The 15423-nt window shown below is 56.9% G+C and carries 21 protein-coding genes; 5 read left to right on the top strand and 16 right to left on the bottom strand.

Annotation, left to right across the window (positions count from 1 at the left end; translation table 11 throughout):
• From BGIM_RS68360 to BGIM_RS0124430, 4 genes are all read left to right on the top strand, one after another.
• A partial coding sequence (locus BGIM_RS68360) for a M15 family metallopeptidase (protein ID WP_193789012.1) occupies positions 1 to 168 on the top strand: 168 nt, incomplete at its 5' end.
• A 51-nt stretch (positions 169 to 219) separates the two neighbouring features.
• Entirely contained in the window at positions 220 to 534 is a 315-nt protein-coding gene (locus BGIM_RS0124440) for a hypothetical protein (RefSeq protein WP_020472351.1), read from the top strand.
• The gene (locus tag BGIM_RS65610) at positions 531 to 698 is read left to right on the top strand and encodes a hypothetical protein (protein WP_020472350.1); all 168 of its coding nucleotides are present in this window, start codon (positions 531 to 533) and stop codon (positions 696 to 698) included. The genes BGIM_RS0124440 and BGIM_RS65610 overlap by 4 nt, the downstream gene beginning before the upstream one ends.
• Positions 695 to 886, top strand: a complete 192-nt coding sequence (locus BGIM_RS0124430) for a hypothetical protein (RefSeq protein ID WP_020472349.1) — start codon at positions 695 to 697, stop codon at positions 884 to 886. Before BGIM_RS65610 ends, BGIM_RS0124430 begins: the two co-directional genes overlap by 4 nt.
• Before the next feature lie 318 nt (positions 887 to 1204).
• Here the strand turns inward: BGIM_RS0124430 and BGIM_RS0124420 are convergent, their stop codons facing one another.
• The 8 genes from BGIM_RS0124420 to BGIM_RS0124385 form a co-directional block, all read right to left on the bottom strand.
• Positions 1205 to 2245: an O-methyltransferase gene (locus tag BGIM_RS0124420; protein ID WP_020472347.1), complete on the bottom strand. Its 1041-nt coding sequence runs from the start codon at positions 2243 to 2245 to the stop codon at positions 1205 to 1207.
• Positions 2242 to 3693 carry an ATP-binding protein gene (locus BGIM_RS0124415; protein WP_020472346.1) on the bottom strand — a complete coding sequence of 484 codons (1452 nt, stop codon included), beginning with the start codon at positions 3691 to 3693 and terminating at the stop codon, positions 2242 to 2244. Before BGIM_RS0124415 ends, BGIM_RS0124420 begins: the two co-directional genes overlap by 4 nt.
• The gene (locus BGIM_RS52170; RefSeq protein ID WP_020472345.1) at positions 3690 to 4796 is read right to left on the bottom strand and encodes a DNA cytosine methyltransferase; all 1107 of its coding nucleotides are present in this window, start codon (positions 4794 to 4796) and stop codon (positions 3690 to 3692) included. Before BGIM_RS52170 ends, BGIM_RS0124415 begins: the two co-directional genes overlap by 4 nt.
• A 408-nt stretch (positions 4797 to 5204) precedes the next feature.
• Positions 5205 to 5582 (bottom strand): hypothetical protein, encoded by a 378-nt coding sequence (locus tag BGIM_RS0124405; protein WP_020472344.1) that lies wholly within the window; start codon positions 5580 to 5582, stop codon positions 5205 to 5207.
• Positions 5579 to 5980 carry a hypothetical protein gene (locus BGIM_RS0124400; RefSeq protein WP_020472343.1) on the bottom strand — a complete coding sequence of 134 codons (402 nt, stop codon included), beginning with the start codon at positions 5978 to 5980 and terminating at the stop codon, positions 5579 to 5581. The genes BGIM_RS0124405 and BGIM_RS0124400 overlap by 4 nt, the downstream gene beginning before the upstream one ends.
• Complete coding sequence (locus BGIM_RS0124395; protein WP_020472342.1) at positions 5977 to 6309, bottom strand: DUF6166 domain-containing protein; 333 nt, start codon at positions 6307 to 6309, stop codon at positions 5977 to 5979. Before BGIM_RS0124395 ends, BGIM_RS0124400 begins: the two co-directional genes overlap by 4 nt.
• Positions 6306 to 6527 carry a hypothetical protein gene (locus BGIM_RS0124390; RefSeq protein WP_020472341.1) on the bottom strand — a complete coding sequence of 74 codons (222 nt, stop codon included), beginning with the start codon at positions 6525 to 6527 and terminating at the stop codon, positions 6306 to 6308. Before BGIM_RS0124390 ends, BGIM_RS0124395 begins: the two co-directional genes overlap by 4 nt.
• On the bottom strand, positions 6512 to 7732 hold the full coding sequence (locus tag BGIM_RS0124385) for an RtcB family protein (protein WP_020472340.1): 1221 nt from the start codon (positions 7730 to 7732) through the stop codon (positions 6512 to 6514). Before BGIM_RS0124385 ends, BGIM_RS0124390 begins: the two co-directional genes overlap by 16 nt.
• Positions 7733 to 8252: 520 nt before the next feature.
• On the opposite strand from BGIM_RS0124385, the gene BGIM_RS0124380 reads away from it, so the two are divergent.
• Positions 8253 to 8897 carry an AbiU2 domain-containing protein gene (locus tag BGIM_RS0124380; protein ID WP_020472339.1) on the top strand — a complete coding sequence of 215 codons (645 nt, stop codon included), beginning with the start codon at positions 8253 to 8255 and terminating at the stop codon, positions 8895 to 8897.
• Between the two features lie 221 nt (positions 8898 to 9118).
• Here the strand turns inward: BGIM_RS0124380 and BGIM_RS0124375 are convergent, their stop codons facing one another.
• The 8 genes from BGIM_RS0124375 to BGIM_RS58195 form a co-directional block, all read right to left on the bottom strand.
• Positions 9119 to 10609 (bottom strand): recombinase family protein, encoded by a 1491-nt coding sequence (locus BGIM_RS0124375; protein ID WP_020472338.1) that lies wholly within the window; start codon positions 10607 to 10609, stop codon positions 9119 to 9121.
• On the bottom strand, positions 10606 to 10824 hold the full coding sequence (locus tag BGIM_RS0124370; protein WP_020472337.1) for a hypothetical protein: 219 nt from the start codon (positions 10822 to 10824) through the stop codon (positions 10606 to 10608). The genes BGIM_RS0124375 and BGIM_RS0124370 overlap by 4 nt, the downstream gene beginning before the upstream one ends.
• Before the next feature lie 150 nt (positions 10825 to 10974).
• A complete protein-coding gene (locus BGIM_RS0124365) occupies positions 10975 to 11484 on the bottom strand; it encodes a hypothetical protein (protein ID WP_020472336.1) in 510 nt (169 codons plus the stop codon).
• Positions 11485 to 11514: 30 nt separating this feature from the next.
• Positions 11515 to 11853, bottom strand: a complete 339-nt coding sequence (locus BGIM_RS0124360; RefSeq protein WP_029630409.1) for a hypothetical protein — start codon at positions 11851 to 11853, stop codon at positions 11515 to 11517.
• Positions 11854 to 11932: 79 nt separating this feature from the next.
• A complete protein-coding gene (locus BGIM_RS0124355; protein ID WP_157369378.1) occupies positions 11933 to 12202 on the bottom strand; it encodes a hypothetical protein in 270 nt (89 codons plus the stop codon).
• 114 nt (positions 12203 to 12316) lie between these two features.
• A complete protein-coding gene (locus tag BGIM_RS0124350) occupies positions 12317 to 12616 on the bottom strand; it encodes a hypothetical protein (RefSeq protein ID WP_020472333.1) in 300 nt (99 codons plus the stop codon).
• A gap of 13 nt (positions 12617 to 12629) precedes the next feature.
• Complete coding sequence (locus tag BGIM_RS0124345) at positions 12630 to 14345, bottom strand: type IV secretory system conjugative DNA transfer family protein (protein ID WP_020472332.1); 1716 nt, start codon at positions 14343 to 14345, stop codon at positions 12630 to 12632.
• A 246-nt stretch (positions 14346 to 14591) separates the two neighbouring features.
• Positions 14592 to 15377 (bottom strand): ParB/RepB/Spo0J family partition protein, encoded by a 786-nt coding sequence (locus BGIM_RS58195; RefSeq protein WP_020472331.1) that lies wholly within the window; start codon positions 15375 to 15377, stop codon positions 14592 to 14594.
• Positions 15378 to 15423 lie beyond the last annotated feature (46 nt).

The following is a 15423-nucleotide window of genomic DNA, read 5'->3' as shown; positions in this document are numbered from 1 at the left end:
AGCAAGGCGTTCGACTTCACCATCATCAACGACGACGGAACCTGCAATTGGAACCCCGGCACGCCGCAATGGAAGGCGGCGGTCGCCATCGGGAAATCACTTGGGTTGCAGTGGGGCGGCGACTTCCCGGCGCATCAGTACGACGCAGATCATTTTCAAATTGCCTGAAGCATCGTGCGGGTGTACGGTGCGAAACCACAACCTGAAAGGATTCACAACATGAGCACATTCACCAAAATACGCGACGCAGTCGAAGGCTTCTTCACCGGCCCGGTTTGGAACTTCGTCAAACCCTTCATCACCGCCCTGGAGGGGGACGAGGAGCAGGTTCTCATCACCGCCGCCAAAAATGCCGTGGCGGCTGGTTTTGCCACCGAGGGGGGCGGCGAAGTCAAAATGGCGGCCGCGCTGGCTTCGTTCACGGCCGAAGTGATTGCCAAAGGCCTGCCGTTCATCGAATCACAGGCCCGCGCCCTCATCGAACTGGCTTTGCAAAACGCCAAGGCAACGGTCACGACTCCCGCCGCCGCATGACGTTTTATTCTTTCCTCTCCCTCGCTTGTCGGCTGGTTGGATTCGTTCAACTGGCCGACTCTTTTTGGCATTCGCACCAATTGAAGGTGAAGGCACGGGAGATCGCGAACACCCCGACGACACGAGGCGAACTCGAAAAGACGCTGGAAGACGGAAAGTTATGACACGCTGGCTGCCGGTGTTTCTGGTGATGACCGCATGCTCATGTCCGCCGAGCCCCGTTCTTCATGTCAAAGATTGGTCGCCGGAGGAGCAACGGCAGATCCTAGCCGAGGAAAAGCGGCTTTCGGATGACTCAATCCTGATCCCCGTCCTCGAAGACTACGCCCGGATGCGGAGGGAAGTGAGATGAACCTCCCGGAGTCGTCGCCTGTTTCCGGCGCCATCCACCGAGCGCTCGGATGGCTTGCCATCGGCTGTTTCGTCGTGTTCCTTGTGATATTGTCAGGCTGCACGATCTGCCCGGACCTGCAGTGCCCCGTCTTCCCGAATGCGGCCCCGAGGCAATACGGGGAAGCTGGTCTCACGATCAATGCATACGTGGACGGGAAGGTGCCACGTGGAAAGTTAGAGATGTGAATGGGGGGATTAAAACGGAACTTTTGAATGCACTGACTCGCTGACACTCATCCCTCATAAAAACGACAGGCTCCAGCCTCGTGGATGATCATCACATATTATCGACAGGAGCAAATGTCGGATATCTTCGATAATGCCTCAAATATTGTTGAAGCATTGATTCATGCATAGCTGGGTCAGCGTTCAACTTGAAATGGACGCCACTCAAGTCGGCTTGCCCATTTGCACCGATTAAATCATGTACCTGATGCCGCTCTTTCACCGAGAGATGGGGCACTCCGAGTCGGACAAAGTTGTCCCAGCGTGGGCCAGGATCATACGGCCATTCCCCCCAACGAAATCGCTCACGAAAAAGATCACGCTGTGATTCACCGAGCACGATGCCGGTGATCGTTATCATCTGCTGTTTGTCGGCATAAACAATTGACATCAACGGCTCGATCAACAGCGGATTTCTTGTTCGCATGCCATTCTGAGCCGCAATCTTGGCGGCACGCCCCAAAGTGATTGCAAACTCGTCATCGGAGCTCATGAATTCCGCATCCTTGCGGTCATCGGGCATATAATCTTTTAATTGGTCAACTAGCTGATTATTCCACCATTCTGTAATTGTCAGTGCATCAGTTTCTTCAGCCCTTCGGGCAAGTTGATACCCTTCTTTGTTCCCAAAGCTTGGGCGATATGCGTTCATTGTTATCCGGAATATATCGCCGTGGTTCAATTTCTTGGTGAGTTGTTCCAGATCATACAATTGATCATGACGCATGCTGGCTTCAGTGTAGTCAAGCCAGATGATAAGTCTGCCGTCGTCTCCCACCATCTCGTGCCGAATGTTGTCAAAATCACGAATTATTTCTTCGCTCTTTGCGCATTTGCAGCGAATAAAGCCGTAGGGTTTGTTGACTTCCTGCCGATCAATCATCCAAGCGTCCATGTCGAATGACAGCATTCGTCTAATGCCAAACGCTTGGTGCAAGACCCGGAAATCTTCCAAATACCCCCCGCCCATTGAAATGTACGCAACATCTCCCATCGGCTGGTATCGAGCTACATTTTCTATCAATTCGAGGAACAACTGGCGGTCTACAAATTTGTTGACCCGAAGATGATAGGGGACGGTGTTTCCGCTCATGTTTTCTTCTTAGCCTTGGCGCGGATGTCTCTCAGAACCTGATTAAAACACTCCTCTCCAACGTCAGACGGTTTTGCCGACTCATCGCCGAGAATTGCCCTCCCGACCTCGCTGATCTCGGCAGTGGATTTGGTGAAACGAATCTGTTGCGAACCCGTGTCCCTCGGAGGTGCTGGCAAGTTTGACGATCTCTCCGTCGCCTCAGCCCCCGAATCCCCCAACCGCCCGGCAGGAACTTTCTTATGCTTTTCCTCAAGAAGTTTTTGAGGAATATCAGCCACCGGCATCGGTTTGGCGTTCTTAAATTGAGGCGCAGTGTCAGGCAGTCGTCCCTTCCACTCATTTGTAAAATCAATAAATGGGCGCACACCGTCTTTCATCCACTCAACAATTCTGTAGTAAACCCCGAAATTGACCTCGATTTTATGCTTGGTTGTATTCAGCGGCAATAGTTCAGGGTCATCGCTCCGCAATGTTACTGTGCCGGCGATTGCGTTATACTGATTGTGAAACCTTGGAATTGGCTTTAGACCCCATCCGGTCATGTGAGTTTTGTCGCCGTACAGGACCAACCTGTCGTTGCATACCACGCTCCATCCTGCCTGTCGGACTTCATTTCTTGGATCGTCTATGTCATCCGATTCCGGCAGCTTGTATGGCTCTCGGTAGAAACCTACGACAATTTCAATGCTGACCTGTCCGATTTTCCCTTTGAACACGTAGGGACTGACGGATGCTGACCCGTTTGCGCCTGTCGTAACAAGCAACGACAGGCTGACAGGGTTAACCTTCACGCCATTGATCAGAATCAGAAAACCCTTCTCGATTATGATCGTAAAAAGCTCGGATGCATTTCTGTACAAGTCTTCCAAAAAGTTGGCATCTTGTGAAAAATCTCTCGCAATTTCCTCGCGGAGTTTTGTGACTTCAATCCGGGTTCCCTTTGTGCCAGTAACCGGAACCTCGTTCATTTCCAGATCCCAACTGCTTGACTTCATCCATTCTTGTGTGATTTCTACTTTGAACGCCGTATCCCCGTGTTCTGTTGCCACGACGGCATGCTCGCCCATCTTGAATATGGCTCGCTTCATGCCGATGCCGTATACCCCCACTGTTCCTTGCTTCTCAATTTTGACCCCTGAACCAACAAGTTCTTCGTCAGACGGACGGCCCATTCGAAAGGCGACATTTTCAGCGATTTTTTGAGGGATTCCTCCGCAATTATCCTCAATTACAAATTTCTTGTTGTTGGCCGTGATCTTGGCATAAAACCCATCGTATGGCTTCGACGACTTCGTGTTCTTTTTGCTTTTGTCGCTTCTGATCACACCGTCTATGCAGTTGTCAATCAGATCGAGAATTGCGTCAAGCAATTCGATATCCCGAGTGAGCATCCTGACGAAGAATTGTTTCGTCGGGTCTGCCCGAATGGCGATCGGCTTGGTCATAGATTGCTCCCGCCCTTGACGCATGCTTCGTAAATGGCTTGCCCAACAGCCTTGGCCAACAATGGCGGCACCGAATTTCCAATTTGCCTGAACCCATGCCACCTGGTTCCGCGAAATTGAAACCAGTCAGGGAATGAATGCAGTCTTGCTGCCTCGCGCACAGTTATGCACCGCGGCCACTCAGGGTGAATGGGCCTCGGCGCTGTATGGCTTCCCCGCTCCGGGCCGGTTCCCGCCCTGATGGTGGGTGACACACCGTCCCATTTGAGCCGGTAAAAGCGGCTGATGGGTTCTTGGCCTCCGGGTGGTGTGTCTTTGAATCGCTTCACAACCGTCTCCGTGTGGACAGATTTCAAGCACCCCGTCAATATCTTAACAGTGCCGCCCGCCTGTCGCATCCGTGAGGCATACTCGGATGGACTCGCAAGAACTCCGGTGAAGGCATCCTCTTCGTGAATGACAAGATGCCGGTCAATTTCACTTAAATCACGAATCGCGTCGGCAACTGTGACCTTCGGACCAATCTCCGCCACAGGATAGTTCGGAACTCGTTGCCCTTCAAGACAGCCCATCACGAATGATCGTACTCTCCGTTGAGGAACCCCAAAATCTGAGGCGTCCAACAGTTTGAATGGCATGACAATGTAACCGGAATCTCGCAATGTCCTTTCAAACTGCTTGCGTTTCGGTTTGTGTTTCGCAAACATCAGTCCGCGAACGTTCTCCATCAGGAAGTATCGAGGCCGAAGTTCTGTGACCAACCGAGCGAACGCCGGGACGCCTTTATTGCGATTGTCTCTGGGATGTTGCACGCCGCCCGACGAGAACCCTTGGCATGGAGGGCCACCAGCGAGCAAGTCAATTTGGGTTTTCCCAAGCTTCAACACTTGTCGGATGCTTTTGGCGGTTGCAGAGAAAAGATCGAGGCAGGCGACGGGTACATCGGGGAAATTGACCGCGTGCATATCCAGCACGCCTTGATCGCTGTCAGCAGCGCCAGTGAGCTTGAATCCAGTTTGTGACAGACCAAGCGAGAGACCGCCAACGCCGCAGAACAGGTCTATGGCAGTGGGTGCGGCGGCGCGTAAATTCGTGCTAACCATTGGGGCAGTTAGGAGGGGGCTATTTTGCTTAGCTTACCGAACGGCGGCCACTAACAGAAATGAATTCTCGACTATTTTTAGGCAATAAGTGATGCAGACGGCAGTATTATCGGACTATAACCTTCCAGTTCTAAATTTGAATGACTGACGAGTCCTTCCGGAACCTCGCCCATTAGGCTCCAAAAATGCCGCTCCCCTGTCGAAAAGACCTTAAGGTACAGTCAGGTCAACGCCAAGCGAATTCCCAATAAATCACCCCCGACAGCCCCCGAATCCTCCTCCTGCCTCTGGTGAAGTGGGGGGAGAGGGGCAGACCGTCAGCCGTCTCCGCGTTTCGTGCGCGTGGGCGTCATGGGACGGGTAATCCCCCGCGCACGAAACACTCCGACAGCCGACGGTGAAAACGAATCAGATTGGGAAGTTTTGGAAAAACGCCGACGGATTGAAAGCCGGGCTTTCCCCCAAGCTGTCATGCATAAATTCCGTGCGAGTTCCGGCCCAGAAAAACCACCGGCTTCCTGCGCCGGTCATGGAGACTCGATCCGCGTCGAGATCCCATGTCGCCCGGATGGACTGCAATTTTTTGACCCTGGAATGCGGATGGTCCTGGCGGTTGGCGTGTTCGACCATCCGCGTCTGAAACCAAGCCAGGCGAGTGGTGATCTGACCGGCGACAGCCAGGTCTTCCGGCCCGTGTGAAATGTTGCATATGGTTAAGAACGGCGAAATCTCCATCGACCCTTTGTGTTCCGGCGGTTTTTTCAGCCATTTTAGCCACCTCCTCATCGCTCGACCTCGGGCCAAATAAAGGCTTTTCCGTTGCGCTGGATGATGCGGTGCGAATCATAATCGCATGTGGATTCTTCGCAGAACGACTCAAACCCAGTATGAAGCAGCGTCATTTCGTGGAAGGACTCGCCGCATGGGTGAATCCAGACGAAGTCCACTAGATCGTGCTTATGCGGCTCCAGCAGGTGCAGGCTGTCGGGGTGGATGTAATACCTTCGTCCGACTGCGTCTGAAACATGAAGATGGATTTTGTCCTCAAAAATGTGCTTGCTAGCGAATAGGCGAGGTGCGGCGATTGATTCCCCATCAACCAGCCCATCTACCGCGTATGCCATACCGAAGTGCTTCGCCATCCACGCTGCCGCGAGGGGATCGGTGTAGAACCAACGGGTCACCGCTTCCTCCCAGCCGCCAATTCCGCGACTGCCAGCCGAACGTCCTCTTCCGAGAGCGAAAACGTGTTCCCGTCCAGCCGGGAGATCACCTTGTTCTTGAAGTCGATGTGGAGCTTGTCAGCCATCTTGTCGTCCCCGAGGACATCGGCCAGGATGGCGAGCGATAACTGCGACGGGCCAGATCCGGAGAAACCAAATTCAAAACCATCGGGCGAATGCCGTCTCAGGTCAAACCTGGGGTCCAGCGGGTAGCCGCCGCCCTCATGATTCATGTCCAGAACCATCACTTCGCAGCCGTCCGGCGTCCTGTCACCGACATAATGCTTCATTGCACGTTTCTATCCTCCTTTGTTACCGCCCGGATCGCCAATTCGTCCGAACGGCTGATTTTCACTTTGCCCGCCAGTTTCCGGCGAACCGTCGAGCCATCCCAGCCAAGCCGTCGAGCCAGTTCCGACTGGCCGCCGGTCCCATGGTCGTCGTTCAAAGAGTCACAGACGCCACGCAGCCAACTGCGAAGTTCGACCGGGGTCATCCCTTGACGCATATGACCTGCCGCAACTCATGGACGATCTCGACCAGATCTTTTTGGGCGGCCATCACCGCGTCGATCGGCTTGTAGGCCGCAGGACTTTCATCCAAAACGCCCTCGTCTTTACGGCATTCAACCCCTGCCGTCGCCTTCGCGTGATCTTCCAGGCTAATCCGCTTGACTGCCTCGCCACGGCTCATCACACGCCCCGCCCCATGCGAGCAGCTATGGAACGATTCATCGCATCCCTTCCCCCTCACAATGAAGCTTCTGGCGCCCATCGAGCCGGGAATGATGCCCATGTCGCCCTTCCGGGCCCGCACCGCCCCTTTGCGGGTCAGCCACACATTTTTGCCGTAATGGTTTTCCTTTGCGACGTAGTTGTGATGGCAGTTCACCGCCACCTCATCGACATTGCCAAGCTTGCCGGGGAAATGCCTCTCCAACACACCGAGCACGCTTCGCATCATGACCTCACGATTGGCCTGGGCAAACTCCTGCGCCCAATGCAATGCCTCCACGTAGTCGTCGAACAGTTCCGACCCTTCGGGGATATAGGCCAGGTCGGCGTCCGGCAGGTTGATGAACCATCGCCGCATCTCGGCCTTTGCCCGCTCGATGAAGTATGTGCCGATCTTGTTGCCGATTCCCCGGCTGCCTGAATGCAACATGACCCAAACGGCCCCGGCCTCGTCGAGGCAAAATTCGATGAAGTGATTCCCCGTGCCGAGGGTTCCGATGTGGAAGGGCGCTCTCTCGGCGGCCCTGGCAATGCCGGGATGTTTGGCAACGATGACCTGAAGTCGATCCATCAGCTTTGTCGAGAACACCCAATCGGCGTCAGGAGAGGGAGCTCCCCACGCTCCCCGGTCGTTCGCGCCGCCGTTGTCCGTGCGGCCATGAGGGATCGCCGCCTCGATGTCGGAGCGGATCGCATGCAGATTGTCCGGCAAGTCTTCGGCCTGGATGCCGGTGCGAACCGCCATCATGCCGCAACCAATGTCCACTCCCACCGCCGCCGGGATGATCGCCCCGACGGTGGGAATGACCGAGCCGACCGTGGCTCCCATGCCCCAGTGAACGTCCGGCATGACCGCGACATGTTTGTGGATGAACGGCAGCGACGCGACGTTGCGAAGTTGCTGGAGCGCCTTCTCCTCGACCGGAACACCTTCGGTCCAGCCTTGAATTGGCACGGTTGACTTGCCCAAAAATTGCATGATCTCACTTTCATCGGTCGGGGTTTTCTTGCGACCGACGCTAGTGCAAGTTGCACAAAGGCGCAAGCGAAAAATGCAGGGGGTGGTGGGAGGAGAAGTGAAAAGACCGGCGGGCAGTCCTGTGACTGTCGCCCTGGCAGTCGCAAAACACAAAACCCGCCGGTCGTCAGAAAGGCTATCTGGCGTAAAACGCATTTCCAGAAGAAAGCCCGGATTTTGCAATTTGCGGGTTTATCCTGACAGCCTGATGGGTCGGCTTCCCGGTTAAATTTATATGCAAGCACACGGTCCCAAAATCCGTTGCCGGTCCCAAAAACTGGTGGTGCTGCCAGGCCGGGGGAGTATGCGAGTCCTCGCCCCGGCCATTTTCTTTTACCCTCCCGCTGCCCATAATCCCCTCCGCAATCTCCCATACTCATTTTTCTCTCGGTCCGAGACAAGCTCGCGAACCCGCCCTTTATTCCAAACGTCGAATCACTGAGATAATGAAATGCCGACCCAGGTGTATTAGGAGCGAGCCATGTCCGAAGAGCCGATCAGCACAATGCCACCGGAGGCAGTCAATGAGTTCAGCGCGATTTGGCATGATGTCCGCGACCTGCACGCCGTTTGGAAGACTTACATTGACCTTTACGGCGACGACGCCCACTTGCAACTCATGAACGACAGCCTCCCGGACGTTTTCTGGGTGATCCAAAAGGCTCTGCGGTCGGAGATCACGGCCGCGCACGGGCGGCTGTTTGATTCGTCCGAATCGAAGAAAAAGAACCGGCTCCCGAACCTCAGTCTTGAGCGACTGATTGAAATCTTGCAACCGCATTCGGGGCAGGAGAACCACGAGTTTTGGATGAGGCGTCTCGACGAAGCCAGACAGCACTGTGAGCCGATACTACACTGGAGAAACAAACACATCGGTCACAGCGATCTGGCAACCCGCATGGCTACAGAAAACCTGCCCCGCATTGACCGGGAACAGGTAGCCGAGGGGCTGCGGTTCATTTCGCAAATCGTGAACGCGATCAACACGAAGTTCAACGGCCGGTATACCGCGTTCGACCTCGTGCAATTCCGCGGACGGCCAACAACCCTTATGGTGTACGTCAAAACCGCGCTCGACCTGCAAAAGGCGAGACGAGAGGGGCGGGCGGGCAAAGGAGAGACATGAAGCTTGTTGCCGCCTCGACCAGGAGTTTGCCCGCCTGAACGTCTTCTGACAAGCCGGGCAGAGTTGGGCAGAGTTTCTGTGCGATTTGTGCCATCCGGGATGGCTCCGGGCAGAGATTCGTGTAAAATATGCGAAGTGTGTGTTTTGCAACTTGCTGTTTGGCTTACACTTACGTCTTTGGCCTTTTGGTTTGCCTGCTTGGGGTGCAGGAGGTCGTGGGTTCAAATCCCGCCAGCCCGATCTTTTTTCAAAAGGAGTCCTTCGGCTAGCACGTCGAAGGGCTTTCTCATGGTGGGGCAAAGAGTTGCGCCATCCAGGCGACAGTTCAAAAACACAATTTCCAGGATTCGCCGCTTCGCGGCGAAGTCGGCCGTAAGCCATTGCTCTTTCAGCGTTTGCGAAAGTTCAAACACTTTGGACGCCAGTTCGGCATTTTCATCGTGCCCCCGGTTCAACGCCTCCAGTTTCAATTTGATCGAGGCGAGCCGGTCGCGAATTTCCGTGTGTTTTCGGCCGAAAATTTCCTGGTCGATATCCTCGGACAGCCTCATGTTCAGCAACCGGTCCTGCTGACGAATCAGCAGCGTTTCCTGACGCAGCAGTTCGGATCTCTGGGCCATCGACTCGGCTTGGGCATCACGGGTCTGGGAGGCGAGCACCAGCCGAAACCAGTCACGAACTCCCTCGTCCTCCACCCGCATTTTTTCAAACACTGACATGACCTGGGCCTCAAGATCGGCCTCGCGGACTCGAACGCGGGGGTGGCCGGGCTTGTTGTAAAGCGCGCAGCGATAGTAAATGTAAAAGCGGTCGTCTGATGTGGTTTTCTTGCGGACTCGTTCCCCGGTGACCGGGTGGCCGCAATGGGCGCACTCGATCAAATTCCCGGCATAGACGAGGGAATGGGATTGGTAAATGTGCCCGCCGAGCAGCGTCTGCACCCGGTTCCAAGTCGCCCGGTCGACCAATGGCTCGTGTTTGCCCGGATGCCACTCGCCGCGATATTCAACCTCGCCAATGTAAGCCCGGTCCTTCAGGATGTTGGCGACCGAACTGCGGGGGAACTCAGGCTGGGACGGACGAAACACCCGTCCTTCGGAATTGATCTTCGCCACCAGCCCGTCGAGCGTGACATTCTCGTGCGCGTAGAGGTGAAAAATGCGTTTGACGTTGCCGGCCGTGACGGGATCGACTTCGATGACACCCCGGCCGTTTTTGCGGACATTGAGATAACCGTAGGGGCCGGCTCCGACGAACCATCCCTCCCGCACGCGGCGGGCATGCCCTTCCCGGACATCGACCGACTGTTGCTCCGTGTAGAAACTGGCCATGTTCGCCAGTGTTCGGCGCATCATGCGGCCGGCGGGCGTGTTTTCGGTCGGTTGGGAGACTGAAATGAACGGCAGGTCGTATTCCGATTCCAACCGCTCCAGTTCGACGTAATCGAAGAGATTGCGGGCGGCCCGGTCCACCTTGTAAAAGAGCAAGGCTTCCAGAAACGGGGCGTTTTTCTTGGCGTAGGCAATGAGTTCCCGGAAGGTTTTGCGTTCATCCGTCTTGCTGGCCGTCTCGGCGATCCGGAAGAGTTTCACGACCTCGCCGCCGGCCTGCGTCGCATAACGCCTCAGGGCGTCCTCCTGAACATCCAGGCTGTAGCCCTCCCGTTCCTGTTCCCGACTGCTCACCCGCGCCAACGCGACGAATTGTTTCATGATGACCCCGGGGACAGCGCCTGAAACAGGCGACCCATGTTTTGGATCATTGTAACGGCTTCCTCGGGTGTCAGGGGTTCCTCGTAATAAGGTTGCCAGACCCGGATCGTCGCGTCGACGAGTTCTTGGGATATCCAGGCCGGCCCGGCCGGGACAACGCGAGCGGGAATGACCGCCCCGGCCGCGCAAGCTCGTTGGTGATGGCCGGTGGGCATGGTCGGGACCGCCTCCGGAGGGTGAATGGATAGGACATGAACGGCTCTCGCCGGATGGCGAACCGCGAGCACAAACGTGATGAGAGGCTGACGCGGAAAGGGCTGGCACCATGTCGGTGGCCAGCGGGAGAACGGCCGCCGATGGAACCGTCACAGAAGGCCGGCCGCGGCCATCCTGGTGTCGAGGGCGTTCGCCTCGCAGAGCAGCGTTTCGCAGAGATACTTGAAAGCGCCAGAGTCGAGGCCGTCCAGCAGGGCACAATATTTGAGGACGAACGCCACCTCTCCGGTCTCGGACACAGAAGCCTGCCACGCCCCCGCCAGCAGGCTCGCATTCCGGGCCAGCAGGCAGGCGGGAAGATCGTCTGGAACGCGGCGGGCGGACAGGGTCGCGGCGCTGGCCACCGACAGGATGGCCACCCTCCCTTCCTCCCCGGCCTGAATGCGCAATTGGCGCGTCCCCATGAGCGGGTCGTTGAAATGCAGCGAGACAACGTTCCTCCCTCGCCCGTCCGTGTCCCAACCGACTTGCCGGCAGAGCCGCTCGATGATTTCGGCCCCGCCCGAGATGCGTCCCGGCGGTTGGCCGAGGTTTTGGGCGATGGCGCCCGCCATTGCTCCCCGGACAAATCCCTGGGCAAAATCGGCAAAGAATCCCATGATGAATGCCTCTTTCAATGGACGGTGATGTCAATGGTTCGGATAACCGGCCAGTCGTTTGCATTCCCGCAGACAGGCTTCAGCCTCCGGCAGCCGGCCCATGCGCAGAAGGCGGGCCGTGCGAGCCAGCAGAAACGACACCTGTCGTTTGCGCCAATGACGCCTCTCGATGGCGATCATGCGGGGAAAAATGTACGCGCAGATCATTCCAAACACGACAATCCCCCACGAGTAGACGCGGGGGTCATCGCCGGGCGACTCCCAGTGTTTGGGGTGGTTGAAGTCCCACGATGCCTTTGCCGACATGCCGGTCAGGTATCCCGCGCACAGGACGCCGAAAGCAATGAGTTCGCCATGCCGCCTCATCATTTCTCCCTGCGAATGAGCCAATCGCCGAAAAGCGGCGATTGCGTGGGAATCGACTCCCCGCCCACGTTCGTTCCTCGGATCACCACCAGCCAAACAGTCGGCCGACGGCCATCCCGACGCCGACGTTTTGCCGCGTGTTCTCCTGCTTCGCCCGCTCGGCGGCCAGCGATTTTTCCGCCTCCAAACGCTCCTTCTCCAGTTTGATCATTTCCTTTTGCCGCCAGGCCTCGGGATGCTTGCGCATGAGTTCGGCGTCGGCATGCTCCGCCTGGAGTTTGAGCAGCCAGGGGATCGCCGAGGGAATCGAGAACACCATGATCACGATGAACAAACAGAAACAAGCGTCCATAATGGATTCCTTGGGTGAGAGGCATGCCGCCGGGCGACGGCCCGCGGCGAAAAAAATCGGTTGACACGTTTGACAATTCAGGCCTGTCGCAATCGGTTGGCGCCGGTTCGGCAATCACATTTCCCGGCCCAGGTCCGGGGCCGCGAGAACCCCGGGCGCCGCCTCGGGTTGCGGAGAGTCAATCTGGCCCTGTTCGATCCCGTTTTGGCCGTGCATATACATGACGTGCCCGTGGCCGCTAAAAATGGCGGCGGCCAGTTCCGTGCGGCCGTGATCGAACATCGGCTTCATGCCGTCCCAGATTTGCCCCCCGATGTCGCGGGCGGCGGCGGCCGATTCCCGAAGCGACTCGGCCAGTCCGGATTCCCGGCCGGTTTTCAGTTCTTCGAAAAATTCCTGCGTTTGCCTGGACATGACGTTCCCTTCGTTAAAAACCCGGGTTGATCAACACCGCCGTCCCCAAGGCCGCGAGAACGGCCACGGTGACAAACAGGCAGATGCTGTCAAAGACGGCCCGCACGGGACCAATTCCAATTTGGTTTTTAAAATTTTCCTCGTAGTGCCGGACGAGCCGGGTGCAAAGAGGGGGAATTCCGGGAGTGAAGGTGATCGCCAGCCGGTCGGACAACGCCGTGACTTCCTCCGGCTTCAACAGTTTCCGTCCAAGCTGCTGCCATTGGTCGCTGGTGTTCGAGGAATGGCCGTGACTGGTTCCCTGCGGGGAAGTTTGGCTTGAAACGCCCGAGCTGGTCCCGCCGCTGGAGACCAAAATGGTCGTCTCGCCAAGACGCGAACTGACATACTCGGCGGTCTGCTGGTCATTGACCCCGAAGAAGACCTGGGTCACGTTGCTCAACAAAGTCTGGTCGGCGCCGTCCGGCCAGCACTTCTTGAGCTGACCCAGCGATTGGTAGTACAGTTGGAGACGCACGCCGTACCCGCGAAACTTGTCGAGGGCATCGTTGAGCGAATCAAGGCTGCCAACCGAAGAGGCTTCGTCGATAAGAAAATGCACTTTGTTGGTTTCCTGGAGCCCTCCTTTCACCACCGCCCGAAGCATCGAACCCAGCCAGAGTCTCAGCAGTGCGGACTGGGCCCTCATATGCTCCGGGGGAAGCACCAGATAGACCGTCATGCGGCCGTTTAGCAACTCGGCGGGATTGAACGAGCTTTGTCGGGTGCTGTCCGAGATCGCCACGGAGTCAAGGAAACGGAGGAAGCGGTTCGTGGTGGTCAGGACGCTGCCCAGTTCCTTGTCCCGGAACTGCCGGAGTTGATGGCCAAACCGGGAAAGCATGCCCTCCCAGACGTCGCCGGACTCGCACATTTTGTCGATCGCCTCGCGCATTTTGTCCGGGTCGGTGAGAACCGCCCGGACGGACTGCAACGATTTGTTCTTGCTGGCAAAGCAGATCACCGCCGCGATCATGGCGGAAATCCAGATTTCGGCCCCGTCGCACCAGTGGGGGTCGTGTTCCTTCCCGGTCCGCAGCACGAGCGCCTCCGCCAGGTCGCGGCAGTCGTCAATGGCGGTGTCCGAACCGGGGTCGAAAAACTCCAGGGGATTGAACGTATCGGGCTCCGGCGTGGCGATCTTGTAGGGATCAAGGATGACGACTCGGTGGCCCATCTTCCGGCGCGCATTGGCGGTCAACCGGACGTTCTCCGCCTTGAAGTCCACCACCACGGCGGATTCGCGGCAACTCAGCAGCCAGGGCACGATACATGAGACCCCCTTCCCGGCTCCGGTGGGGGCGAAGATGGCGGAGTGAACGGCCCAACTCAAGCGGACCAGTGGCTTGGATTGTTTGGGCTGGCAGGCCGTCAGAAATTTCTGACAGGCTTTGCGGTCCGCCAATCTCCGGTTAAACAACGCCCGCACGCCGTCCGTCTTGGAGAGGCGGCCGTTGAGGTGGCCGATGATCAGTCCGTTGCCCTCAAACATCGCGGAGGGAAGATCGGAAATGCCGGCCCAACGGGCCGTTCCGTGCGCGGAGTAACGGCGGGTCTTTTGGCAAGACACCGCGATTGTCGCGACGACCGCCAGCCACCATAAATTTGGGATCAGGACTATGAGAAGAACGGCGACATACGCCGTCAGCAAAACGGTGAAAATCAGGGTGATTCGCATCAGCCGGTGCATCAAGAATCTCCGAAAGAGGTTTCTTTGCCTGGTGAATGAATGGTTAAAAAACGGCGAAAGATAAGACGGGCGCAAAAAGTCTGTTGCCAGACAAATTTTCCAAGCAAGTCGGGCGACCTTAAACTCCGAGGTCGCGGAATGAAATTGGAACTCGGAGTTGAGAGAGGGTTCGATCGTCGGAACCCTCTCGGGACGACTGGTTCGATCTCGTTTTGGGAGCGATTTCAAGAAATGGCGTGGGCAAGACTATCCTTTGGCGGCCTTGTCCTTCATCGCCGCGCTAAAGGTTTTCGCGGTGAATCCGAGCTCCCTCGCGCGTCTCATTTCCCGGACCGCTTCGTTCAGGGCGTCGATGCTTTCATCCAGCGAGACGCCGTCTCCCGACACCACGACCTGCACCCCGGAGGGGAGCAGGCATTTCACCCGGCTGATCCGCACGGCCGGGGCGGCGACGCGTTTCTGGCGACCGGCTTCCTCCAGACGGTCGCGGCTCGCGCCGGACAATTTGAGTTCGAGAAGCCCCGCCTGATCGTTTTCGTCGAGCTTTGAGGCCGCATAGCAATCGGAGATCGACACTTTTCCCAACCGGAGCGCTTCCCGCCAGGCGGCGACGCACTTCGAGGGGGAAAGAATCCTTGTCACCATCGACGCGTCGATATGCATGCATTCCGCAAGATTCTTCAGGCTCCATTGCGGGTTCATCGTCATCAACTCGGAGCATGCGAGCCATTTTTCATGGCCCGACAGGTCCTCTCGTTGCATGTTTTCGGTGAGCTGGATCAGCCGAATTTCACTGTCGGACAGCAGACGGTCGGTGACAATGACCGGCGCTGTTTCCAAACCGGCGGCCTTGGCGGCGAGCAAGCGCCGGTGTCCGGCGAGCAGGCGGCCGGCGGGCGTCACAAGCAAGGGTTGCAAAATACCATAAGTCTTGACCGAGGCGGTCAGTTCCGCCATCCGTCCGGGATCCAAGTCTTTGCGAACCTGTTCCTCGACGATGATGTCCTGAATTTTTGCCGTTTTCTGTTGCATGAGTTTCTCCTTGAGATTGACATGAAAGAAGCTCCGGGGCCGGACA

Origin of the sequence: Zavarzinella formosa DSM 19928 (genome assembly GCF_000255705.1) — a bacterium.
GTDB classification, from domain to species: domain Bacteria; phylum Planctomycetota; class Planctomycetia; order Gemmatales; family Gemmataceae; genus Zavarzinella; species Zavarzinella formosa.
This window is presented reverse-complemented; position numbering and strand designations above follow the sequence as displayed.

Coding starts and splice junctions, on each gene's coding strand:
- BGIM_RS0124440 (WP_020472351.1), top strand. CDS start 220: ATGAGCACATTCACCAAAATACGCGACGCAGTCGAAGGCTTCTTCACC.
- BGIM_RS65610 (WP_020472350.1), top strand. CDS start 531: ATGACGTTTTATTCTTTCCTCTCCCTCGCTTGTCGGCTGGTTGGATTC.
- BGIM_RS0124430 (WP_020472349.1), top strand. CDS start 695: ATGACACGCTGGCTGCCGGTGTTTCTGGTGATGACCGCATGCTCATGT.
- BGIM_RS0124420 (WP_020472347.1), bottom strand. CDS start 2,245: ATGAGCGGAAACACCGTCCCCTATCATCTTCGGGTCAACAAATTTGTA.
- BGIM_RS0124415 (WP_020472346.1), bottom strand. CDS start 3,693: ATGACCAAGCCGATCGCCATTCGGGCAGACCCGACGAAACAATTCTTC.
- BGIM_RS52170 (WP_020472345.1), bottom strand. CDS start 4,796: ATGGTTAGCACGAATTTACGCGCCGCCGCACCCACTGCCATAGACCTG.
- BGIM_RS0124405 (WP_020472344.1), bottom strand. CDS start 5,582: ATGAGGAGGTGGCTAAAATGGCTGAAAAAACCGCCGGAACACAAAGGG.
- BGIM_RS0124395 (WP_020472342.1), bottom strand. CDS start 6,309: ATGAAGCATTATGTCGGTGACAGGACGCCGGACGGCTGCGAAGTGATG.
- BGIM_RS0124390 (WP_020472341.1), bottom strand. CDS start 6,527: ATGCGTCAAGGGATGACCCCGGTCGAACTTCGCAGTTGGCTGCGTGGC.
- BGIM_RS0124385 (WP_020472340.1), bottom strand. CDS start 7,732: ATGCAATTTTTGGGCAAGTCAACCGTGCCAATTCAAGGCTGGACCGAA.
- BGIM_RS0124380 (WP_020472339.1), top strand. CDS start 8,253: ATGTCCGAAGAGCCGATCAGCACAATGCCACCGGAGGCAGTCAATGAG.
- BGIM_RS0124375 (WP_020472338.1), bottom strand. CDS start 10,609: ATGAAACAATTCGTCGCGTTGGCGCGGGTGAGCAGTCGGGAACAGGAA.
- BGIM_RS0124370 (WP_020472337.1), bottom strand. CDS start 10,824: ATGCCCACCGGCCATCACCAACGAGCTTGCGCGGCCGGGGCGGTCATT.
- BGIM_RS0124365 (WP_020472336.1), bottom strand. CDS start 11,484: ATGGGATTCTTTGCCGATTTTGCCCAGGGATTTGTCCGGGGAGCAATG.
- BGIM_RS0124360 (WP_029630409.1), bottom strand. CDS start 11,853: ATGATGAGGCGGCATGGCGAACTCATTGCTTTCGGCGTCCTGTGCGCG.
- BGIM_RS0124355 (WP_157369378.1), bottom strand. CDS start 12,202: ATGGACGCTTGTTTCTGTTTGTTCATCGTGATCATGGTGTTCTCGATT.
- BGIM_RS0124350 (WP_020472333.1), bottom strand. CDS start 12,616: ATGTCCAGGCAAACGCAGGAATTTTTCGAAGAACTGAAAACCGGCCGG.
- BGIM_RS0124345 (WP_020472332.1), bottom strand. CDS start 14,345: ATGCACCGGCTGATGCGAATCACCCTGATTTTCACCGTTTTGCTGACG.
- BGIM_RS58195 (WP_020472331.1), bottom strand. CDS start 15,377: ATGCAACAGAAAACGGCAAAAATTCAGGACATCATCGTCGAGGAACAG.